The organism is Beijerinckia sp. L45 (genome assembly GCF_009765775.1).
Classification (GTDB): domain Bacteria; phylum Pseudomonadota; class Alphaproteobacteria; order Rhizobiales; family Beijerinckiaceae; genus RH-AL1.
Map to the genome: position 1 here is coordinate 95,772 of NZ_LMUU01000158.1, position 21,624 is coordinate 117,395.

Annotated in this window: 23 protein-coding genes, 1 tRNA gene and 1 pseudogene (1 of these 25 cut by a window edge); 9 read left to right on the top strand and 16 right to left on the bottom strand. The window is 64.2% G+C overall.

Translation table 11 applies throughout. The features are described 5' to 3' along the window. Positions 1-238, bottom strand: the start of a protein-coding gene (gene trmD / locus GSQ79_RS16840) for a tRNA (guanosine(37)-N1)-methyltransferase TrmD (protein ID WP_158809829.1). 443 nt of this gene lie to the left of the window's left edge; the window shows 238 of its 681 coding nt (coding positions 1-238); it begins with the start codon at positions 236-238; the stop codon falls past the left edge of the window. 133 nt (positions 239-371) lie between these two features. Here trmD and GSQ79_RS16845 point away from each other — a divergent pair, with 133 nt between their 5' ends. Further along, a complete protein-coding gene (locus GSQ79_RS16845) occupies positions 372-992 on the top strand; it encodes an NUDIX domain-containing protein (protein WP_158809830.1) in 621 nt (206 codons plus the stop codon). Between the two features lie 449 nt (positions 993-1,441). Here GSQ79_RS16845 and rimM read toward each other — a convergent pair whose 3' ends face one another. From rimM to GSQ79_RS16895, 11 genes and pseudogenes are all read right to left on the bottom strand, one after another. After that, positions 1,442-1,963, bottom strand: a complete 522-nt coding sequence (gene rimM, locus GSQ79_RS16850; RefSeq protein ID WP_158809831.1) for a ribosome maturation factor RimM — start codon at positions 1,961-1,963, stop codon at positions 1,442-1,444. 9 nt (positions 1,964-1,972) lie between these two features. Then, positions 1,973-2,353 (bottom strand): 30S ribosomal protein S16, encoded by a 381-nt coding sequence (gene rpsP / locus GSQ79_RS16855; RefSeq protein WP_158809832.1) that lies wholly within the window; start codon positions 2,351-2,353, stop codon positions 1,973-1,975. A 33-nt stretch (positions 2,354-2,386) separates the two neighbouring features. Further along, a complete protein-coding gene (locus GSQ79_RS16860; protein ID WP_158809833.1) occupies positions 2,387-2,608 on the bottom strand; it encodes a hypothetical protein in 222 nt (73 codons plus the stop codon). 1 nt (position 2,609) lies between these two features. Continuing rightward, positions 2,610-4,172 (bottom strand): signal recognition particle protein, encoded by a 1,563-nt coding sequence (ffh, locus tag GSQ79_RS16865; RefSeq protein ID WP_158809834.1) that lies wholly within the window; start codon positions 4,170-4,172, stop codon positions 2,610-2,612. A 191-nt stretch (positions 4,173-4,363) separates the two neighbouring features. Continuing rightward, entirely contained in the window at positions 4,364-4,789 is a 426-nt protein-coding gene (locus GSQ79_RS16870) for an NfeD family protein (protein ID WP_158809835.1), read from the bottom strand. Continuing rightward, on the bottom strand, positions 4,786-5,106 hold the full coding sequence (locus GSQ79_RS29035; protein ID WP_305764622.1) for a band-7 C-terminal domain-containing protein: 321 nt from the start codon (positions 5,104-5,106) through the stop codon (positions 4,786-4,788). The genes GSQ79_RS16870 and GSQ79_RS29035 overlap by 4 nt, the downstream gene beginning before the upstream one ends. Positions 5,107-5,130: 24 nt before the next feature. Then, a pseudogene (locus tag GSQ79_RS29660) lies at positions 5,131-5,802 on the bottom strand (SPFH domain-containing protein); the annotation flags it as partial. An 11-nt stretch (positions 5,803-5,813) separates the two neighbouring features. Further along, positions 5,814-7,301: a GDL motif peptide-associated radical SAM/SPASM maturase gene (locus GSQ79_RS16880; protein WP_158809836.1), complete on the bottom strand. Its 1,488-nt coding sequence runs from the start codon at positions 7,299-7,301 to the stop codon at positions 5,814-5,816. Positions 7,302-7,493: 192 nt separating this feature from the next. Continuing rightward, positions 7,494-7,682, bottom strand: a complete 189-nt coding sequence (locus tag GSQ79_RS16885; RefSeq protein ID WP_158809837.1) for a DUF1843 domain-containing protein — start codon at positions 7,680-7,682, stop codon at positions 7,494-7,496. A 63-nt stretch (positions 7,683-7,745) separates the two neighbouring features. Beyond that, positions 7,746-7,928 (bottom strand): DUF1843 domain-containing protein, encoded by a 183-nt coding sequence (locus GSQ79_RS16890; RefSeq protein ID WP_158809838.1) that lies wholly within the window; start codon positions 7,926-7,928, stop codon positions 7,746-7,748. 154 nt (positions 7,929-8,082) lie between these two features. Beyond that, positions 8,083-9,009: an MYG1 family protein gene (locus tag GSQ79_RS16895; RefSeq protein WP_158809839.1), complete on the bottom strand. Its 927-nt coding sequence runs from the start codon at positions 9,007-9,009 to the stop codon at positions 8,083-8,085. 369 nt (positions 9,010-9,378) lie between these two features. Between GSQ79_RS16895 and GSQ79_RS16900 the strand changes: the two genes are divergently transcribed. After that, positions 9,379-9,846: a hypothetical protein gene (locus GSQ79_RS16900; protein ID WP_158809840.1), complete on the top strand. Its 468-nt coding sequence runs from the start codon at positions 9,379-9,381 to the stop codon at positions 9,844-9,846. Between the two features lie 16 nt (positions 9,847-9,862). Here GSQ79_RS16900 and GSQ79_RS16905 read toward each other — a convergent pair whose 3' ends face one another. From GSQ79_RS16905 to GSQ79_RS16920, 4 genes are all read right to left on the bottom strand, one after another. After that, positions 9,863-10,042, bottom strand: a complete 180-nt coding sequence (locus GSQ79_RS16905) for a hypothetical protein (protein ID WP_158809841.1) — start codon at positions 10,040-10,042, stop codon at positions 9,863-9,865. A 307-nt stretch (positions 10,043-10,349) separates the two neighbouring features. Beyond that, a complete protein-coding gene (locus GSQ79_RS16910) occupies positions 10,350-10,637 on the bottom strand; it encodes a hypothetical protein (protein ID WP_246725391.1) in 288 nt (95 codons plus the stop codon). An 859-nt stretch (positions 10,638-11,496) separates the two neighbouring features. Next, positions 11,497-12,699: a type I restriction endonuclease gene (locus GSQ79_RS16915; protein ID WP_158809842.1), complete on the bottom strand. Its 1,203-nt coding sequence runs from the start codon at positions 12,697-12,699 to the stop codon at positions 11,497-11,499. 680 nt (positions 12,700-13,379) lie between these two features. Next, positions 13,380-13,454, bottom strand: a tRNA-Gly gene (locus GSQ79_RS16920). A 284-nt stretch (positions 13,455-13,738) separates the two neighbouring features. Here GSQ79_RS16920 and GSQ79_RS16925 point away from each other — a divergent pair. The 7 genes from GSQ79_RS16925 to GSQ79_RS16955 all read left to right on the top strand — a co-directional run bounded on the left by GSQ79_RS16925 (position 13,739) and on the right by GSQ79_RS16955 (position 21,521). Beyond that, positions 13,739-14,647 carry a co-chaperone YbbN gene (locus GSQ79_RS16925; RefSeq protein WP_158809843.1) on the top strand — a complete coding sequence of 303 codons (909 nt, stop codon included), beginning with the start codon at positions 13,739-13,741 and terminating at the stop codon, positions 14,645-14,647. 38 nt (positions 14,648-14,685) lie between these two features. After that, complete coding sequence (locus GSQ79_RS16930; RefSeq protein ID WP_158809844.1) at positions 14,686-15,348, top strand: LON peptidase substrate-binding domain-containing protein; 663 nt, start codon at positions 14,686-14,688, stop codon at positions 15,346-15,348. A gap of 51 nt (positions 15,349-15,399) precedes the next feature. Beyond that, entirely contained in the window at positions 15,400-15,648 is a 249-nt protein-coding gene (locus tag GSQ79_RS16935) for a Trm112 family protein (protein WP_158809845.1), read from the top strand. 42 nt (positions 15,649-15,690) lie between these two features. After that, positions 15,691-16,557 (top strand): acyl-CoA thioesterase II, encoded by an 867-nt coding sequence (tesB, locus tag GSQ79_RS16940; protein ID WP_158809846.1) that lies wholly within the window; start codon positions 15,691-15,693, stop codon positions 16,555-16,557. A 220-nt stretch (positions 16,558-16,777) separates the two neighbouring features. Further along, positions 16,778-17,116: a P-II family nitrogen regulator gene (locus tag GSQ79_RS16945; protein WP_158809907.1), complete on the top strand. Its 339-nt coding sequence runs from the start codon at positions 16,778-16,780 to the stop codon at positions 17,114-17,116. Between the two features lie 100 nt (positions 17,117-17,216). Next, positions 17,217-18,677 carry an ammonium transporter gene (locus GSQ79_RS16950; RefSeq protein WP_158809908.1) on the top strand — a complete coding sequence of 487 codons (1,461 nt, stop codon included), beginning with the start codon at positions 17,217-17,219 and terminating at the stop codon, positions 18,675-18,677. 240 nt (positions 18,678-18,917) lie between these two features. Beyond that, positions 18,918-21,521 carry a DNA translocase FtsK gene (locus tag GSQ79_RS16955; RefSeq protein ID WP_158809847.1) on the top strand — a complete coding sequence of 868 codons (2,604 nt, stop codon included), beginning with the start codon at positions 18,918-18,920 and terminating at the stop codon, positions 21,519-21,521. Positions 21,522-21,624: the final 103 nt, after the last annotated feature.

Sequence of the window (21,624 nt, forward strand, 5' to 3'; positions counted from 1 at the left end):
CGTCGGGCGCCAACACGGCGTCGAGGCTGGCGGCCATCACGTCGGCCCGCATCACCATCCCGGCGCCCCCACCCGCCGGCGTGTCGTCGACCGCGCGGTGCCGGCCGAGGCCGTGGTCGCGGATATCATGGGGCTCGAGGCTCCAGATGCCCTTGGCAAGCCCCTCGCCCGACAGCGACAGGCCGAGCGGCCCCGGAAACATGGCCGGGAACAGGGTGAAAACGTCGGCGCGCCACATCACAAAAGTCCGCTACGAGGATGGGCTATGGCGTGACCAAGCCCGGTGCGATTGTAAAGAGCGCCCGGCAACGGAACGACGTCGCGATGGAACAAGGCACCCGGCGAACCCAGGCAAACAGAGGATGTGCGACGTGAGCGAAAAGGATCCGGACAGCTATATCGACGTCGACCGCGATCCCGTCGCGACCGCCTACCATGGCTTTCTCAGCATCACCGTTCACACGCTGCGGCACCGGCGTTTCGACGGCACGATGAGCCCGACGCTGAAGCGCGAACTCTTGGAGCGTGGTACCAGCGTCTGCCTTCTGCCCTACGATCCGAAAACGGACAAAGTCCTGCTCATCCGGCAATTTCTCATCGGCGCGCTGGTCGCGGGGCTCGCGCCGCGCCCGCTGCAGGTGGTCGCCGGAATGGTCGATAAAGACGAGTCCGACGAGACCGCGGTGCGGCGCGAGGCGCTGGAGGAGGCGGGCTGCACTTTGAAGCGGCTCGCCCGGGCGCAGGCTTTTCTGCCCTCGCCCGGCGGGACCTCGGAGCGCATCGTTGCCTTCTGCGGCGAGGCAGACCTTGAAGGGCTCGGCGGCATCCATGGTCTGCCGAGCGAGGGCGAGGATATCCGGGTCGAGGTGGTCTTCGCGGAGGCCGCGATCGCCCTGCTCGATTCCGGCGCGATCGAGGCCGGGCCTGCCGTGGTCATCCTGCAGTGGTTCGCCCGGCATCGCGAGCGCCTGCGCGCGGAATGGCTGCGCTGAACCCAAAGCCCTGGCAGCAAGACTTGCAGACATTGGAAGCCTTCCGATTTCGATGTCGTCGAAAAGAGCGCGCGCCATCGGACGCAGTGTGGCGGGGTGCCACGCTGAATCGCGGCGCGCTGACCCGCATTTTTGCGTCACCAAGCGTCACGCGTCACCTTTCGTGCGCTGTAACCAAGGCGAGGATGGGGGCTGCACGGTCGTGGATCAACACCCGGGGCCCATCGCGATCTCGGCAATTGCGCATCGGCGGCTCCGGAACGGGACTGATGGCTGCGGCACGCTTGCCCGGTCTCTGCACGCAAGGGCCCGTCTGGTGCGTCCCGCGTATCCCGGCGAGGCCGCCCAAGGATGCGTCACGTCCGCAGCATCGGCGTCCGTCCACACAACAAGAGTGCCGGACCCCCTTCATCGCCGCAGACTATGTGGTCGAACACCGGTCCAACGGCCTACCGCTCTTCGGCGGGATCGACCGTTTCGTCGGGAAACACCACGGTGACGCGGCGCGCAGAAACATCGACGGTCGGCACGACGGCCTTGGTGAACGGGAGCAGCAGGGTTTCGCCGCCCGCGACGGGCGCGACTTCCAGAATGTCGCCGGCGCCGTAGTTCGGCACGGCGACCACGGTGCCGATCGCGGTGCCCGCTTCGTCGACCGCGGCCATGCCGATGAGGTCGATGAGGTAAAACTCCTCTTCGTCCGGCGGCGGCAGCGCCGCGCGAGGAACGAAGAGTTCGATATTCGTGAGCGTCTCCGCCGCGGTGCGGTCCGCAATCCCGGCAACCCGGGCAACGAAGAGATTATCCTTCACCGGCCGCAGCGTCTTGATCTCGTATCGCTGCGTGCCGGCCTTGTCGACGAGCGCCCCATAGGTCCCGATATCGCCTGGGGCCTGGGTAAAGCTCTGGAGACGCACCTCGCCGCGGACCCCATGCGGAGCACCGAACCGACCGACGAGAATGCGCTCCATGCGTAAAACTTACGCGGCTTCTTCGGCCGGGGCGGCTGCGGCTGCCGCGGCCTTCTCGGCGGCAGCGGCGTTGGCCGCGGTGCGCTCCTGGGCCTTCTTCTTCGGCAGACCCTTGACCGGGTTGTTGCGCGTTTCGCGCTTGCCGACGCCGACGGTCTCGAGCAAACGCGCGACGCGATCGGTCGGCTGGGCGCCCTTGGTGATCCATTCCGCGGCCTTCTCGGCGTCGACGACGAGACGCTCGGCATGGTCCTTGGCCTTCAGCGGATCGAAGGTGCCGAGACGCTCGATGAAGCGGCCATCACGCGGCATGCGGGCGTCGGCGACGACGATGCGGTAGAACGGACGCTTCTTGGCGCCACCGCGCGACAGACGAATTTTCAGGGACATTGCGTTTCTTTCTCTTGAGGTTCGTAAGAAAACTTAGCCTTCGACGAGGTCGAGGCGCTTTTCGATCCGTGCCATCCGCGTGTCGATCCGGTCAAACCGGATCGAATGCTCCGCGAGCGTGACATGAATTTGTGCGACGTCGGTCTCGATGCGCCCGACGCGCGTTGTGAGGTCGTCCAGGCGCTGCTCGACACGATCGAGCTGGCCGCGCATGGGACGGAGGTGTTCCAGGACGAGGTTTTCTGTCTCGGCCATGCTACTTCTTCTTGCCGAACGGGTTGAAGCCGCCGAGGCCGGGAAGCCCGCCGCCGCCCATGCCCGGCATGCCTTTGGGCAGGCTCATGCCCGGGGGCAGGGACGGCATGCCGCCGGTGATACCACCACCTTGACCCATCTGCTTCTGCAGCGCGGCCATCTGTTCCGGCGTCGGCTGCGGCATGCCGCCGAACGGATTGCCGCCGCCACCGCCCATGAGGCCGCCCATCATGCCGGCCATCTTGCGCATGCCGCCGCCACCCTTGGCACCGCCCATGCTCTTCATCATATCCGCCATCTGGCGGTGCTGCTTGAGCAGCTTGTTGACGTCTTCGACGCGCATGCCCGAGCCCGCCGCGATGCGCTTCTTGCGCGACGCCTTCAGCAGATCGGGATTGCGCCGCTCCTGCTTGGTCATCGAGAGGATGATCGCGCGCTGCCGCTTGATCGTGTTCTCGTTGATGTTGGCGGCAGCAAGCTGCTCCTTCATCTTCCCCATGCCCGGCAGCATGCCCATGATGCCGTTGAGGCCGCCGATCTTCTCCACCTGTGCCAATTGGTCGGCGAGATCGTCGAGGTCGAACTTGCCCTTGGCCATCTTCTGGGCCATGCGCTGGGCTTGTTCATGATCGATGTTTTCCGCCGCCTTTTCGACGAGCGAGACGATGTCGCCCATGCCGAGGATGCGGTTGGCGATCCGCGCGGGATGAAAATCCTCCAGCGCGTCCATCTTTTCGCCGGTGCCGAGCAGTTTTATCGGCTTGCCGGTCACCGCGCGCATGGAAAGCGCTGCGCCGCCACGGCCGTCGCCGTCGACGCGGGTCAGCACGATGCCGGTGATGCCGACGCGATCGTTGAAGCTTTTCGCGAGGTTGACGGCGTCCTGGCCGGTCAGGCTGTCGGCGACGAGCAGGATCTCGTGCGGCATCGCGGCGGACTTGATCTCCGCCATCTCGGCCATCAAGGCCTCGTCGATATGGGTGCGGCCCGCGGTGTCGAACATCACCACGTCGTAGCCCTGCAGGCGCGCGGCCTGTTCGGCGCGCCGGGCGATCTGCACCGGCGTCTGGCCGGCGACGATCGGCAGCGTATCGACCCCGACCTGCTTGCCGAGGACGGCGAGCTGCTCCTGCGCCGCCGGACGCTTGACGTCGAGCGAGGCCATCAGCACCCGCTTTTTCATGCGGTCGGTGAGACGCTTGGCGATCTTGGCGGTGGTGGTGGTCTTGCCGGCGCCCTGGAGCCCGACCATCATGATCGCGACGGGGGCGGGCGCGTCGAGGTCGATCGGCTCGGCATCGGCGCCGAGCGTCTCGATCAGCACGTCGTTGACGATTTTCACGACCATCTGGCCGGGCGTCACCGACTTGATGACGTTGGCGCCGACGGCCTTGGCCCGCACCTTGTCGACGAAGCTTTTTACGACATCAAGGGCGACGTCGGCTTCTAGCAGAGCGCGACGGACTTCCCGCAGCGCGACGTTGACGTCTTCTTCCGACAGCGCACCGCGCCGCGTCAGGGCATCGAAGATGCCTGAGAGCTTATCGGAAAGACCTTCGAACATGCCAATCCCTGTAATGTCGCGATTTCTGTGCACAACGCACGGATGAGACGCAACGCAAAACGCGCCCGGGGGCGCGACGCGCTGCCGGACGAGACCGCCGACTTCGAAAAGCCGTGGCGGATCATGGCCCCGTTTGGGGAGGTGCTTTGATAGAGCGTTGCCGGCAGGGGGTCAAGAGCGCCGGGCGGGTCTCAGGATGGCTCGACAACCAGCGTCGTGCCCTCGAGCCCGACGATCCGCAGCAGCGTACCGGGCGCCGGGGCGTCCCCGCTCGCGACGCGCGCCGACCACGTGCCATCGCGGAAGGTGACACGGCCCTCCGCGCCGTCGAAGGCCAGGGCGCGGCAGGTCTTGCCGATCAGGCCGCTCGCCGGGGCATTCACGCCGCCGTCCTCATGCGGACGGTTGCGTCGACGCAGCACGGGAATGGCCACCGAGCCGGCGAGACACGCCAGAAAGACGACCGTCTGCCAGGGGAACGCCATACCGGCCAGCCAGGTCACGCCGCCGGCGCATACCGCCGCCAGTCCGATCCACAGCAGGAACACGCCGGGATGCAGCAACTCGGCACCGCAGAGCGCGATCCCGACCAGTGCCCAGATGAGGCCGGGGTTCATTTGGCCGGGCCGCCGAGCTGCATCGCGGCGAGCGCCTGGGTGATGCCGCCGGCAAGGCCGGCGCTCTCGATCGGAATGACCAGCGTGCGGCCGGACGGGTTGGCGGCCAAGGCGCCGATCGCCTCGACGTATTTGGTGGCGACGAAATAGCGGAGCGCCTCGCCGCCCGATCCCTCCGCGGCCTGTGCCACGACCTGCGTCGCCTTGGCCTCGGCTTCCGCCAGGGCGACGCGGGCCTCTGCGTCCTTCAACGCGGCGGCGAGGCGACCCTCGGCCTCCAGCACTGCCGCCTGCTTCGCGCCTTCGGCGCGCGTCACCTCCGCCTCGCGCTCGCCCTGGGCCCGGGCGACGGTGGCGCGGCGTTCGCGCTCCGCCGTCATCTGCAGGTTCATCGCCGCGACGAGGTTCGCCGGCGGCTCGATCTTGCGCAGTTCCACGCGGCTGACCTTGACGCCCCACGGGCCGGTGGCGTGATCCAATGTTTCGAGGAGCCGGCCGTTGATCTCTTCGCGGCCGGACAGGGCGCCGTCGAGGTCGAGCGCGCCGATCACCGAGCGGATGTTCGTCATCGCCATCGAGGTCAGCGCCTGCACAAGGTTCTGCGCGCCGTAGGCGGCTTTCTCGGCATCGAGGACACGTTAGTACATGATGCCGTCGACCACCACGGCGGCGTTATCGCGGGTGATGACCGCCTGCTCGGGGATGTCGAGCACGATCTCCTGCACGTTCATCTTGTGCCCGACGCGTTCGACGAACGGCGTCATCAGGTTCAAGCCGGGATGCAGCAGTCGGGTGAAACGGCCGAAGCGCTCGACGGTCCAAACCTGGCCCTGCGGCACCGTGCGGATGCCGAGGGACACCGCGATGACCACGACAACGACGAGCGCGATAAGCACGAATTCCATGGATGATCCTTGGGCGGGTCCAACAGCAGCAGAGCCGCCGGACCGTTCATAGCACGCTGGCGTGTAATCGCCGCGACACGCGCGTTCAAGGAACCGAAACGCAGCCATCGAGCCGCGATTTAGGCTTCGTGTCGAGCGCCCTCGGATCCGAGCCGGGCGAGCACCGCTCGGGCCCGGGCGATCAGGGCCTGCCGCCGGGCGACATCGGCCGCGTGGCGTGCCGCGGTGGTCGCGAGATCGCCGCCGCAATGCGGGCAGGTCGTCTCGTGGGGCCAGACATAGCGCTCGCAATCGCGGCACAGGTCTAGCGTTGCCGGCGCCAGGCCGCCGTCAGCCGCGCGTACGACCGTCCGGACATGAACGGCGTTGGGATCGCGCGCCGGCATCGGGCGCAGGTCGCAGCCGGGCATGGCTTCCTCGATCAGCGCGAACTCGCCGATCGCGAAGCTGTCCGCCGGAGCCTCCTTCACTTTGACGATGCGCTCGCGGCGGCCGTGCGCCGCAAGATCCCGGACGCGATGGTGGCAGTAGGGATTGTTGCCGCGCTTGCCGAGCAGCGACTCCGAGGTCCAGGTGCAGCCGGCGCGGCAGACGTCGGCGTAGTAGCAGGTGCGGCAGTAGCCCCAGAGTTCGTCGACGTCGCGCAGGCGCCCGAAACGCATCGCTTCGCTGTGGCGCCAGATATCCTCGATCGTCGCGGTTCGGACATTGCCGGCGGCGTACAGAGAGGTGGCGAGCGAAGGACAGCCCTTGATCGTTCCGTCCGCCTCGATGCCGATGCCGGTCTGGCCGGCGGCGCAGCCGCTCCAATGTTCGCTCTCGTCGCCGAAGCCGCGCCAGAGATGCTCGTAGGGGCCGAAGTAGCCGATGTTGTTGCCGACGACCATCAGCAGTCCGCGCTCGCGGCCGTCCTCGTAAAGCCGCGCCAGCAGCGGCATCAGGTCGAGAAGCTGGTAGGGCTGCAGCAGGAGCTGGTCGTTATCGACCGCGTTGCCCATGGCCACGGTGAGCTGTATCTGCCAATGCGTTGCGCCGGCGGCGATGATGCGGTCCATCAACGGTTCCAGCTGCGACAGCGTTTCCGGGCCGATCTGGGTATTGACCGAAACGGCGAGGCCGTGCGCCTTCGCGGCTGCGAGCACCGCGAAAGCCTGGTCGAAGGATCCCGGCACGCCGCGGACACGGTCATGCAGTGCGGCGAGCCCATCGATGGAGACACCGATCCCCTGCAGGCCGGCCTCGACCGCGGCGGCAATCTTCGCTTCGGTGAGATTGCGGGCACCGGTCTGGATCGCCGTCCGCATGCCGCGGCTGCGACACCGCCGGATGATCTCGACCCAATCCTTGCGCAGATAGGCCTCGCCGCCGATCAGCGATATTTCCCGCGTGCCAAGGCCGGCCAGCCGATCGACGAGGTCGAGCGCCTCAGTCGTGGTCAGTTCGTCGGCGCGGGGGCCACCGGCCCGCGAGCCGCAATGCAGGCATTTCAGATTGCAGGCGAGGGTGATTTCCCACACCACATGCACCGGCACCATCCGCTCGTAGTCCGACACATCCGTATAGCGCACGGGGCGATGGATGGTGTGGTCGGCGAGCGATGCGGTCATCGTGAGGATCCAGACATGCGCGGCTCTCAAGATAGCGGCGGATACCCCGACTCCCTGGGTCGCGCCTGTGAGGCTCGTTTCAATACAGCGCTGTCGAGCGGCACGATCAACGCGTCGCGACGGCGCCACAGAAACCGTGGGCCCACGAACAGTGCGATCGATCGGCTTTCGAAAGCGAAGACGATGATCGCGTTACTTGCGTTTGGCGCCGTGTTCGGCCTTGGCGATCTCGACCTGCAGCGTGCTGAGAAGGCTCGCGATATCGCCGTGATCCGCAATGTGCTTCTCGCATTCGGCGCGAAGCTTTTTCATTTCGGCGAGGTCGCCTTTGCAGATCGCATCGGTGACGGTGACCATGTAGAGCGGACGGATGGTTGTCATGGAAAAAACCCTTCGAGGTTGAGGGCATTGCCGGCAGCGGCGGACAGCCGGCAAACGCCGCCGTCAGGATGGTTTGTGGGCTGATAGTTTCGCGATCTCGGCATCGAGGGTCGACAGGAGCCGGGGCAGGTCGCCATAGGTCGCGAGATAATCCCGGCACGCCTGCGCCACGGCTTTCATCTCGTCGACTTTTCCGGAGGCGATCGCATCGGTCACAGCGACACCATAGGGTCTGATGGGCGTCATGCCTCGCTCCCATATGCTGAGGCCGTCTCGCACATCCAAAGTGCGCCAGCCAAACGCTCCAATAGCGTCGGTTGCACCGTATTGCACATGCAACCGCTGTCAATCAGCCGCATGGAGGATGCGCGGCGGCCCCGCTTGGGGCCGGTGTCGTGCCCTAAGCCTCCTCGCTGATGACAATCGCCTTACGTGCCATGGTGAGCGCGCCGGCGCGTGTCTTCGCCGCGCCGACGAAGCGGCGGAGATGCACGAAGACCGCATCGTCGACGCCGGACGCCGCGGCGAGATCCGCTTCCGGCAAGCCGGCCCAGGCCTGCGGCAACGGAATGCGCTGCTCGAACGAACCGGCTTCCGGCGGCATGGAATCGACCATCCAATTGCCGTTGGAGACGGGATAGATCGCGTAGGCGACCGGCAGGTCATGGGCGAACACCGCATTCTTCCACGGCATCCCGCGATCGAGCTCGAGGATGCGGGGATCGGCCGAAGCCGCCTGCGCGGCGACGACGATCGCCTCGGCCGCCAAGCGCGAGCGCAGGGATTCGACGCGGCGGCGCAGCACGCCATCGGCCATCGCGACAGCCTGGAGAAATGCCGCATCGGCCTGCGCGTCGCCCCCGGGCGCGTCCCAGCTCGGGTTGAAATCGCCGATCAGCGAGGCAAGCCCCAGCGTGTCCTTTTCCGCCACGACGCCATTGTCGAGTTCGTCGATGCGACGGACCAGACTCTGGTCGATCTCCGCGGCAATCTTCGGCGCGAAAGCCTGGATGTCGGCATCGAGAAGTGCGCCGACCGCCGCCACGCCATGGCGCCGCCACACCAGCCCGGCCGCGCTGAACGGCGTGCCGTCGTCGCGCACCGGCGCGCCCCGCTGATGGTGGTCGTAGCGGTTGGTGGCCTCGTCGTAGAGGCTGCCGACATCCCACACGACATCGCCGCTCGCGATTATTTTGGCGTCGCGGGTGCGCACCAGCGTGTGGTCCGCTTCGCCAAGGCCCAGCGCCAGGCGCAGCACGACATAGGCGAACACCTCGTCGCAGTGGAATTTGCCGCTGTGGGTGACGAGCAGGGAATGGTCCGGCATAGATCGAGTCCTTGGCGTCGCAGGCCGGCACATCAGGTGGCGTTCTGGGAGGAAGCGCCTCGTTAGGGGAAGATCGGGCGCCGTGCAACGCATGGCCCAGCCGGGGCACCGGTGTCCGCGCGCGGCCGCCTACACCATACGGCAAGCGCGTTTTGTCAGCCCGTGCAAGTATTTCCCGGCAACGAGGACGGAAACGGGGAAAAACCGGTTCTGATCAGCTCATAAAATTCGGTTTGCAGTCGTTTGTACCAAGTTTGTTGTTTTGTGGCATATGCATTGTTGGCAAACCATCGTTGCCGGCGGGCTTTTACTCGGAATTAAGCATGATGTCTGTATTGCTGTGGCGCGCTTTGTGAGAAGGACCAGCACGTGACCCCCATCGCCAAACCTCCGGAGACTGACACGTCGCTTGGATCATCTCACCAGGGTGCTGTCGTCGAGATCGGTCCTCTCGTCCGGGGCGCGGAGCCGCGGCCGGAGGGATCTGCGCCGCCGTCATCGGAGGTGGCAAATCGAGGCGATGTCGACGCCTCGATCAGGGCGATCGAACACGCCGGCTCTTTCATCAACGCTCTGAACTTTCAGATGCGGACCTATGAGAAAATCATCCGGGGCTTGAACGAGACGCTCGCCGAACAGAAGGCGAGCGAAGCGCGGTCCCATCAACAAGCGATACAGGCCGAAGCGCGCGCGAAGGACGCGGAAGAGCAGATCGAGCGCCTGGAGCGTCGCGAACAGGCGGCCCAGGAGCATCTCGACCGCGCCATCAAGGCGATCGACACATCGTTTGTCTTCCAAACCGGCTTTGCATCGCGCGGCTCGTCGTCGCGCGCTTGATTGAAAAGCGCTCCGGCTATTCAGAAACCGCCGCGCTCGGCACGCTTTGGCGCGGTTTGCCGAGGCGCAGCGGCGCGGAGACATCCGCGGTCGAGCGAAGGTGCCGGCTCTTCAGGACGGGCTCGAAGAGCGCCGCGCGGATCGCAACGATCGTGTCCGGCGACGGCGTCTGACGGGTCTTGGAATTCTCGGCCATAGGGCATCCCCGGTTGAAAGCTCAACCTTAGATCGACCGCGGCCGACGATCGTCAAGGCATCGAAAGACGTCTTCTCGTCGCTTTGGTTCTGGGGAGGCCGGTATACCGTGGATAGGTATGTTGGCCCTCGCATACGGATTGCACGATCCGACGGAACAGAGAGGTGCGCGAGATTGCAGCTGCCCGTTGGCGCGACGACGATGAGAGCAGGTTACGCATCGATTGCTCTGCCGGGCCGCCGGCGGCGGTAATAGAAAAAAGCCCCCGCCGAGTGTCTCGACAGGGGCCTTATTGTGAACGCCGACCTTAGTAGCCGTAACGATACTCTTCGTACGGCCGGCCATATCCATCGCCGTAACCGTAGCCATAAGGGCGTTGGTAATAGTTATAGGCTGCACCGGTCGCCAGCGCGGCCCCTGCGATGCCAAGGCCGATCGCCGCCCCGCGCCCACCGTAGTGTCGCCCGTAGCCGCCGTGCCAGCCGTCGCCGCGGAAACCCTGTGCGTCTGCCGACGATGTCGTCGTTGCGACGCCCGCACCCAACGTGAGGGCGGTCAGGCCTGCGATCGTGATGGTCTTCAAGGTCGTGTTCATGTCCGTCTCCTTTCGTTATGAAAGGCCAATGATGAGCGCCGCCGATGGTTCGCTACCCTCGACACTTTGTCGCACTCCGCGGCTCGATCCCTTAAGTATCCGTCCGCGGTCGTCACCCTCGGACGACCATCGGACCGCGCCAGGATGGTGCGCAAGTTTGCGATCTCCTTGACGAGGCAGCGACGCGGGCATCCCGTGCGAACGACGGGGAAGACCGGTTCTTCAACCTCATCGTGACTTTGCCCGAACCACTATCGCGAGGGTCGTTTCGATGCCCGACGGGGCGCGATTGAGCAACACATGTGCAAGATCGTGAGGACGACGTGTCCGTTATCGATGGAGACCTCCACCTCCAGGCCGAATGCCGGTCTGGTGCTTCCCCTCAAGGTCGCTCTGGCTAGGCGTGTGCGCGATGACGTTCAAGGTCGTGTGGCAAGCATTCGCGACCTGACTATCGCGCGTAATGGCGGTCCGCTGATTTTGGAACGCTCGACGGGAAATGAACGACCGTAAAGGCGCTGAAGAGGAGAGCTTTCCTGTACCATTCGGAGACATCAAGCGCACCCAGGAGCCGTCTTCGCGACGGGATATAACTCGGCCACGCTCGATGCAGATTAAAGAAGCTCGCTCGGAGTGTTTTGTCGGCTTAATGGTGCCGAGAGGCCGACCTAACTATCGGCGTCCTTAAGAAAGCAGCCTGACATAGACGAGGCTCTTCGATTGACATACGCGAAGCTCGGCGGATAACGCCGGCAGAAGCCAAGGCCGGCTTCTGCCCGTTGCAGCTCAGAAATGTCCAATGTCCGGCCGTTTGTTAGGCATGGCATGATGTCCAAACACTATGAATGAAGACCATTAGTCAGCTCTCGGCGGCGTTAGCTTGGCCGCCCTTAATCGAGCGAAGCGCTGGAGGGGATTCAAACGAGACGCCTGCTTCTCTGACACGGTTCGAAAAGGCTTTCAGTAGATAGTCATCTAGCTCAGGGGACGCATTATAAGCAATCTCGCTGCCCTCAAGGGCAGGAAATTGCAGCAATATCTTTCCGTCGCGTTGCTCGCGGTAGTCAAATAGCGACCCACTGTTGGGACGCCCATAAAAAACTCGAAAAGAGGTCTTCGTTTTTCGGAATGTTAACTTAAGGACTTCTTCGAAGAGGACGTCGTTTCGAACCAAGTACAAGAGGCGGTTTTTGGCGTAGGCCAGGACTTTGACCTCGTCGTCCGAAGGCAAATGCCCTTCCGCTTCCGGCTCGGGCGCACTGATCGGTGCTGACACTGCGATCGGTTCTGCCGTTGTCCGGACAACGTCTTTTGGCGCATAACCTAGTCGGGCCAGAGCTTCTTGCGCAACGAACGCTTCCATCGCGGACCGGACAACATCGCGATTCGCCTCGACGATCCTCGATGTCAGCTTTCCAATCTTGCTGCCTACTTCAGATTGACCAAGTATAAACCGTATGAAGTCATCCGATGGTTCCGATTTTAAAATCTTGAGCGTAGCAATGATCGATTCAAACAGAAGCTTTAGCTTTGCTTCAGCTCCGACGTTTTCCGGATTGAAAAGTCCATTGCGTATACCGGCTATCCCGCCGAGCGTATTATCGTCGATAGTTCCGTCTTTTGCGATGTCGGAGAAATTTAAACGAAGAAACGCTGTGTCGTCCATCATGTTTGGTTTGTCAGAGTCGGCATAAAATTCATATTTCATGCCATCTGTCAGAATTCCCAACTTCACCGTGGAAGATGCGTTGAAATAACTTCGAAGCTGACCTCGATCGTCCTTCATGGCTGAGCCATACTTCTTAGATTCAATTGCTATGACAGGATCGTTCTTATGTAAGATGGCATAATCTACTTTGTTTTGATATTTTTCAGAAAAATCTGCGTGATGTTCAGGTGACACTTCGTCAGGATTGCCAACGTCGTACCCAAGTGCCGTCAAGAACGGCTGCACTAACGAAGTGTTCGTGCTCGCTTCAGACTCGACTCGAGCAGCACGAGTAGCGACGAGCTTTGCATGTGCAAGAATGCGTTGGCGGAATTCTTCAAACTCAGGTGTCATTAAAGGCTCCTCAGAACGACGTCTATTGAGAGCAGAATATGCATAAATCGACTCAGTACGCTGCAATCTCACACGAAATAGTCTTCGCTGCTAGCCTGCCGACCCACCCTCGCCAAATAGATCAACTCCAATTATGGGAGAAGCTTTCTGCGGGTAAGAAATGCCGTGCGTGTCCGCCTGTCGGCGCTGACATCTGTTGACCGTTGGCAGTGATTGAGTAATGCATTTGTTCAGCATGACTGCAGGTGAACGAGGCGCTTTCGAAAGTCGCCTGTCCGGCCCGATGTCAACTCGTCTCCGCTCTCGGGTTCGTGCCGCATCAAACTCTCGACCGCTATCGATTGAGCGAGGCCGCTGCCGGCGTGGGCGCCGTTATCGAGCCGGTTCTGTTTTTCATGTCCGCTGCTTGTCAGAAGCGCGTGAAAGCCCGCCGATCCGGCATTATTTCGCCTGTAGACGCCCGACGCCCCGCCCAAGCCCTTCATGCTTTCCATAATAGATCTTGATGGCCGGCTGACGACCTGCGTCGACTGGGCGTGAAGCGAGTTGCGTTCACCCAAGCCCTAACACCAGAGCATGCATGCGTCGCCAGAAGATGGACGAATGGCAAAACGGTCATTTTGCAATATCACTAGCATCGGATACGTCACACCAGAAAATCAACTAATCCATTGATTTACTGGAGCGGGCGAAGGGATTCGAACCCTCGACCCCAACCTTGGCAAGGTTGTGCTCTACCACTGAGCTACACCCGCATCCGATGCAGGGCGGCAACACCGCCCGCGCCGGAAACGTATAGGCGGAAATCGCCGCGGGATGCAAATGGGAAATTCGCGAGCCTGGTGTGCCGAGGGACAAGGGCCGAACCGACCGGCCGCCCGGTCCTTGCGGCGCCGGTCGCCGTGCCGCTGCTTTCTGTCCATCGGGCTGTCATCGGCGCGCAAAAAGCGATCTAAAGCCGCCGCGGTGGGCGGGCGACGGTTGCACACGCGCCAGGGGCAGCACATCTTCGCAGCGCGACAGGGGCAGGAGACGGACGATGGTAGACAGCGGGCAGGCCTTTCAGGCGGCGGGACAGGGCGAGCCGGTCGCCAAGGAAACGACTACCACGAGCTTTGCTGCCGACGTGATCACCGCGTCCGCCCGGCTGCCGGTGCTCGTCGACTTCTGGTCCGCCGCCAGCCTTCCGAGCCGGCAGTTGTCGGCTGCGCTCGAAAAGGTGGTGCAGGCGGCGGATGGCAAGGTGAAGCTGGTCCGCATGGACATCGACCAGCATCCGCAGATCGCGTCGCGGCTCGGCGTGCGCAGCGCGCCGGCGGTCTTCGCCTTTCAGCGCGGTCAGCCGGTCGACGGCTTCATGGGCGCGTTGCCGGAAAGTCAGATCAAGGGATTCGTCGAGCGCCTCGTCGGGCCCCTCGACGACGGCACCGAAGAGGCTCTCGCCGAGGCCGAGGCGGCGCTCGCGGGCGGCGACGTCGCGAGCGCGGCGGCGATCTTTTCCGCGATTCTCGAACAGGACCCCGAGCATCTCGCCGCTTTGGCCGGTCTGGTTCGCGTTCTCGTCGTCGCGAGCGATCTCGAGGGCGCCCGCGACGTAGCAGCGCAGATTCCGACGTTCGGCGACAAGGATGCGGGAATCATCGCCGCCCGCGCCGCGCTCGATCTCGCCGAGCAGGCCAGCGCCGTCGGCGACGATGCCGACCTCAGGCGCCGCGTCGAGGCCGACCCTGACGATCACCAGGCCCGCTTCGATCTGGCCTTGGCCTTGAATGCGAAGGGGCTTCGCGATGAGGCGGCCGACGCGCTCCTCGCCATCATCAAGCGCGACCGGACCTGGAACGACGACGGGGCGCGCAAGCAGCTGTTGCAGTTCTTCGACGCCTGGAGCCTGATGGACCCCGCAACGTTGTCCGCTCGCAGAAAGCTCTCGACGCTTCTATTCTCCTAGAGGACGAGCCCGTTCGCGCCGCAAAGACAGGACACCAGATGAGCAACGAAGAAGCCGCGAGCGCCCGCGACATGCCGAATGTCGTGCCGCTGTTTCCGCTGTCCGGCGCTCTGTTGCTGCCGCGCGGGCAATTGCCGCTCAACATTTTCGAACCGCGCTATCTCGCGCTGATCGACGATGCGCTCAAGAGTCATCGGCTGATCGGCATGATCCAGCCGGATCCGCAGGGCGCCTCCAGCGAGGTGCCACCGCTGTTCAAAGTGGGCTGCGCCGGCCGGATCACCCAGTTCGCTGAGTCGGGCGATGGGCGCTACATCGTGACCCTGACGGGGGTCGCCCGCTTTGCCGTCGTCGACGAGATCGCGGCGATGACGCCCTATCGTCAGGTCAAGGCGGATTTCGCCGCCTTCGAGAGCGACTTCAGTCCGCGCCTCGGCGAGGATGCGGTCGACCGCGACGGCGTCCTGAAAGCGTTGCGCGATTTTGCCGATTCGAATCAGCTGCAGATCGACTGGGATTCGATCAACGACGCGCCGAACGAGGCGCTGGTCAACGCGCTTTCGATGATGAGCCCGTTCGGCCCCCGCGAGAAACAAGCCCTGCTCGAAGCGGTCGATCTCAAAGGTCGCGCCGATGTCTTGGTCGCGATCACCGAGATCGAGCTCGCGCGGGGCCGAAACGCGCCGAACACGTTGCAATGAGGCGTGCTTTGCGTTCGGTGAGGCCAACTGTGAATATTAAGAGGAGCGGCAATGAGCGATCACGGTGAGGCGAGCCTGGTTCCGGTCCCCGGCGACAGCATCGCGGAGGTCTCGCGCATCGATCCGCGCCTGCTCGAGATCCTCGTCTGTCCCTTGACCAAGACGACATTGGAGTACAACGCGGCGACGCAGGAGCTCGTGTCCCGGGCGGCCCGGCTCGCCTACCCGATCCGCGACGGCATTCCGATCATGCTTCCCGAAGAGGCGCGGCCCCTCGACGAGGACGTGCGCCTGGGTTAGGTCGGATCCGCCGACCAGGATCCCTCGCCAACCGGACATCCCATGGCCCGTAATGTCGAAGAGCTGCTCGGCGTCCTCGATCTCGAGCGGATCGAGGCCAACCTGTTTCGCGGGCGCGTGCCGCCGGTCGGCCGCAAGCGGGTTTTCGGTGGCCTCGTCGTGGCGCAGGCGCTGGTCGCGGCGTCCCACACCGTCGAAGGCCGCGTGCCGCATTCGCTCCACGCCTATTTCGTCCTGCCGGGCGATCCGACGATCCCGATCGTCTACGAGATCGAGCGCGTTCGCGACGGACGCAGCTTCACCACCCGGCGCTGCGTCGCCGTGCAGTCCGGCCGTCCGATCTTCGATCTCTTCGCCTCGTTTCAGGTCACGGAAGAGGGCCTCGAGCATCAGGCGGTGATGCCGAGCGTTCCGGATCCCGACAGCCTGCCGTCGAAGGCCGAGATCGAAGCCAATGCGCCGGGGCTGTTACCGCCGGGCTTGAAAGCCTGGTTCACCGGGGAGCAGGCGATCGAGGTGCGGCCGTGCAGCTTGAGCCGCTACGATGGCACGGGCGGACCGAACCCTGTCCAAAACGTCTGGATCCGGGCGACCGGGCGCCTTCCCGATGATCCCGCGGTCCATCGCGCGGTGCTGGCCTATCTCTCCGATCTGACGTTGCTCGACGTGGCGCTGGCCGCGCATGGGCGCACCTTGTTCGAACCCGCTTTTTCTGTAGCGAGCCTCGACCACGCGCTGTGGTTTCACCGGCCGGCGCGTGCCGACGAGTGGCTGCTCTACGCGCAGGATAGTCCCAACACATCGGGGGGCCGCGGCCTCGCCCGCGGGCTGATCTTCAACCGCGACGGTGTTCTCGTCGCATCGGTGATGCAGGAAGGCGTTATTCGGCAACGCCATTTTGCCGACTGATCACGGACGTGTGGGCGCTCCAGAGCGCAATCGTAAGACGAAACCGCGCTGGTTGCCTAATCTTTAGCCAAAATATCACGAATTTAAAAAAGGTTCCTACGATCGCGGCGAGTTGAAGGCAAGCGGCCCATCTCTTGCAATCCGTGGTATCGCCTGACGGCCAATGCATTTGTTTGATGTGGATGCAGGTCGGCAGCTATCGGGTGGAGGGGGCAGCACGATGAAGTTAGTAATGGCGATTATTAAGCCGTTCAAATTAGAGGAAGTCCGCGATGCGCTGACGAACGTCGGCGTACACGGCATGACCGTTACGGAAGTCAAAGGTTACGGCCGACAGAAGGGTCATACGGAGATCTACCGTGGGGCCGAATACGCCGTCAGCTTCCTGCCGAAGCTGAAGATCGAAGTCGGCGTGTCGCCCGATCTCCTCGGGCCTGTGATGGAAGCCATCACGACCGCCGCGCGCACGGGCCAGATCGGCGACGGCAAGATCTTCGTCACGGATGTCGAGCAAGCGGTGCGAATTCGCACAGGCGAACGCGACCTGGACGCTCTTTGATTTCCTTTTCCTCTATCAAGCCAATATGTGGGAGCTTTCGATGACTATTGCACCGCCGAAAGGCGCCGGAAGGGCGCTGGGGCTCGGCCTTCTCGGAACTATGTTAAGCGCGGGATGGGCGTTCGCTCAGACTGCGACGGCTCAGGTCGCGACCGCGGCAGCCGCGGCGCCGGCCCCTGTGCCCAACAAAGGCGACACCGCCTGGATGCTCGTATCCACGGCGCTCGTCCTCATGATGTCGGTCCCGGGCCTCGCCCTGTTCTACGGCGGTCTCGTCCGCTCGAAGAACATGCTGTCGGTTCTGTCCCAGGTTTTCATGATCGTCGCGCTCGTCTCGATCATCTGGTGCATCTACGGCTACTCGCTGGCCTTCACCACCGGCCCTGACGCCATCAACGGTTTCGTCGGCGGCTTCGATCGCGCCTTCCTGAAAGGTCTGACGCCGGACTCGACGGCCGCGACGTTCTCGAACGGCGTCGTCATTCCGGAATACGTCTACATGGCGTTCCAGATGACCTTCGCCTGCATCACGCCGGCGCTGATCGTCGGTGCGTTCGCGGAACGGATGAAGTTCTCGGCTCTGATCGTGTTCATCACGCTCTGGGTCACCTTCATCTACTTCCCCATCGCGCATGCGGTCTGGTTCTGGCAGGGTCCGGACGCCGTCGGCGACGCCGCCAAGGCGCTAGCTGCCGCAACCGGTGACGCCGCCAAGGCCACGGCTCAGGCCGCTCTCGACAAAGTCACGTCCAACGCCGGTTACTTCAACCAGATGGGCGCACTCGACTTTGCCGGCGGCACCGTCGTGCATATCAACGCAGGCATCGCCGGCTTCGTTGGCGCCCTGCTGCTCGGCAAGCGTATCGGCTATCCCAAGGAGCCGATGCCGCCCCATTCGCTCGTGATGACCATGATCGGCGCTTCGCTGCTCTGGGTCGGTTGGTTCGGCTTCAACGCCGGCTCCAACCTCGAGTCGAACGGCGTCACGGCGATGACCTTCGTCAACACTTTCGTTGCCACCTCGGCCGCTACCTTGGCCTGGCTGTTCGCGGAGTGGCTGATCAAGGGCGAGCCTTCGCTTCTCGGCATGTGCTCGGGCGCCGTCGCCGGCCTCGTCGCCATCACGCCGGCTTCGGGCTACTGCGGTCCGATGGGCGCGATCGTGCTCGGACTCGTCGTTGGCGTCGTCTGCTTCTTCTTCGTCTCGGTGGTGAAGAACAAGGTCGGCTACGACGACTCGCTCGACGTGTTCGGCGTCCATTGCATCGGTGGGATCATCGGCGCGATCGGCACCGGCATCCTGGTTGCCCCGGCCCTCGGCGGTGTCGGCTTGACCGACTACACCTTGAAGCCCGGCACCGGTGCTCCCGGCACCTACGACATGATGACCCAGGTCCTCATCCAGTGCAAAACGGTCGGCTTCACCCTGCTGTGGTCGGGTATTGGCTCGGCGATCCTCTATAAGGTCGTCGACTGGACCATTGGTCTGCGCGTCACCGTCGATGCCGAGCGCGAAGGCCTCGACATCTCCGAGCATGGCGAGCGCGCCTACAACACCTGATCTCGAGATCGGCATATCGGCCGGGCCTCGCGCCCGGCCGACGAGAAGCAACGCCGCCGTCTTTGACGGCGGCGTTTTGTTTTCCGGATCCCTCCGAGATGGCTTGGGGCGCAACGCGGCGGTCGATTAAGGTTAAGCCGCCATTAACCGCCGCCCTCTACGCTCGACGCCGAGAGGCCGCGTGCCGCGGCTGCAATCGGCGTGGCAGGCTCTCGCTTGCGGCGCCTGGCGGTAGACCGGATGCGCACCACAACGACCTTCTCGGCATTCGATCATATTCCCGAGCCGATCCGGATCTTCGCGGTGCGGCGCATCGCGGAAATGGTGGGTGGCGCCGTGCTTGTCGGGCTCGTTGCGCTCGGCTTTGCCCTGCTCACCTGGTCGGTCCAGGACCCCAGCCTCAATCACGCCACCTCCGCGCCGGTTCACAACTGGCTCGGCGCGCCGGGCGCCATCGTGTCCGATCTGCTCATGCAGATGTTCGGCCTCGCCTCGATCGCCATCCTGATGCCGATCGCGTTCTGGGGCTGGCGGCTGGTCACCACACGGCGCCTCCCGCGGGTCGGGATGCGCTTCGCCCTGCTGTTTGCCGGCTCCCTTTGTGCGGCCGGCATCGCTGCGCTGCTGCCGATCACCGCGCATTGGCCGCTGCCGACCGGCCTCGGCGGCGTCATGGGCGACGTCGTCATCGCGATCCCGCGGCGGCTGCTGTCCGGCTTCAGGCCGATGATGATCCTGCTCGCCCTGGCGATCGGGGCGGGTGCCGTCCTCCTGCTGTCCGCTTCGGTCGGCCTGCGGGATCATGCTGCCAATCAGGACGATGACGATTATGACGACGTCGTTCCCGTGCGCCGTGTTGCCCGGGACGACGAGGAGGACGACGTCGCCGGCGAGCCGGGTATCGGCATCCTCTCGCTCGGCGCCGTGATCCACGCCGTCCTCAGCCTGAAGGCGGGGATCATGCGCCGGCTTCGCCGCTTGCGCACGACGAGGATGAAGCCGCGCGAGCGGGCGCCCTGGCAGGATCCGTCCTTCGACGGCGACTTCATCCCGGACGTGCCGTTCGATCTCAGTTTTGCCCCGGATCCGATCGCGCCCAGCATCGACGGATCGCGCTTCGATGCCAGCGCCTATGCGCCCCCGGCAGCGCGCGCCGCCGCGCAAGCCCGCCTTTCCAGCGCGGAGTCCGAAGACCCGCCACTCGCCCGCGTGATCCTTCCTGCCGCGGCACCGGCGCCGAGCCAGCGCGCCTTGCGGGAAGTTCAGGCTCGTCCCGAGCGGGGCGGCCGCGACACCTACGTCCTGCCGCCGCTGCTGATGCTGATGGAAGCCAAGAAGCTGGTGGCGTCGCAGGTTTCGGAAGACGCCCTGCAGCAGAACGCCCGGCTTCTCGAAGGCGTGCTCGACGATTTCGGCGTCAAGGGCGAGATCATCAACGTCCGACCCGGCCCGGTGGTAACCCTTTACGAGCTCGAGCCGGCGCCGGGCATCAAGTCGTCCCGCGTGATCGGCCTCGCCGACGACATCGCCCGCTCGATGTCGGCGATCTCCGCCCGCGTCGCCGTCGTCCAGGGCCGCAACGTCATCGGCATCGAACTGCCGAATCAGCGCCGCGAGACGGTTTTTCTGCGCGAACTTTTGGCGTCGGAGGACTTCGACAAGACTAAGCAGCGGCTTGCCATCGCGCTCGGCAAGAACATCGGCGGCGAGCCGATCATCGTCGATCTCGCCAAGATGCCGCATCTTCTCGTCGCCGGCACCACCGGTTCGGGCAAGTCCGTGGCGATCAACACGATGATCCTCTCGCTGCTCTACCGGCTCAAGCCGGAAGAGTGCCGGATGATCATGGTCGATCCCAAAATGCTCGAGCTCTCCGTCTATGACGGAATCCCGCATCTGCTGACGCCCGTCGTGACCGACCCGAAGAAGGCCGTGGTCGCGCTGAAATGGGCGGTCCGCGAGATGGAGGACCGCTACAAGAAGATGTCGAAGCTCGGCGTCCGCAACATCGAGGGCTTTAACGCCCGCGTCAGTGAGGCGGCGCTCAAGGGCGAGCAGCTGATGCGCACCGTCCAGACCGGCTACGACCGCGAGACCGGCGAGGCGATGTACGAGCACGAGGCGATGGATCTCGTGCCGCTGCCCTTCATCGTGGTCATCGTCGACGAGATGGCCGACCTGATGATGGTCGCCGGCAAGGACATCGAAGGCGCCATCCAGCGCCTCGCGCAGATGGCCCGCGCCGCGGGCATTCACCTCATCATGGCGACGCAACGGCCGTCGGTCGACGTCATCACCGGCACGATCAAGGCGAACTTCCCGACCCGCATCTCCTTCCAGGTGACGTCGAAGATCGACAGCCGGACGATCCTGGGCGAGCAGGGCGCCGAGCAGCTGCTCGGGCAGGGCGACATGCTCTACATGGCCGGCGGCGGCCGCATTTCGCGCGTCCACGGGCCTTTCGTCTCGGATGGCGAAGTCGAAAAGGTGGTGGCTCACCTCAAAAGCCAAGGCCAGCCGGAATATCTCGACGCCATCACCAGCGACGACGAGATCGCGGTCGAGCCGGAGGATGGCGAGGCTCCTGTCGGCGGCGGCATGGACGCGGAGGAATCCGGCGATCTCTACGATCGCGCCGTGGCGATCGTCCTGCGCGACCGCAAATGCTCGACGTCCTACATCCAGCGGCGGCTCTCGGTGGGCTACAACAAAGCCGCCTCGCTGGTCGAGCGCATGGAGAAGGAAGGGGTTGTGGGCGCCCCGAACCACTCGGGCAAGCGCACGATCCTCGTCGGCGGCGGTATCGATCGCGGCGCGTTCGAACTACAGGGTAGCGACGACTAGGCGCAACCTTGGCAGGACAGGCCCGTTACCGTGATGGTGAGACGGGTCCCACTAATGCCACAACGTCGCAGTACCGACTCGTCTGGGGCGACAGGGCTTATGA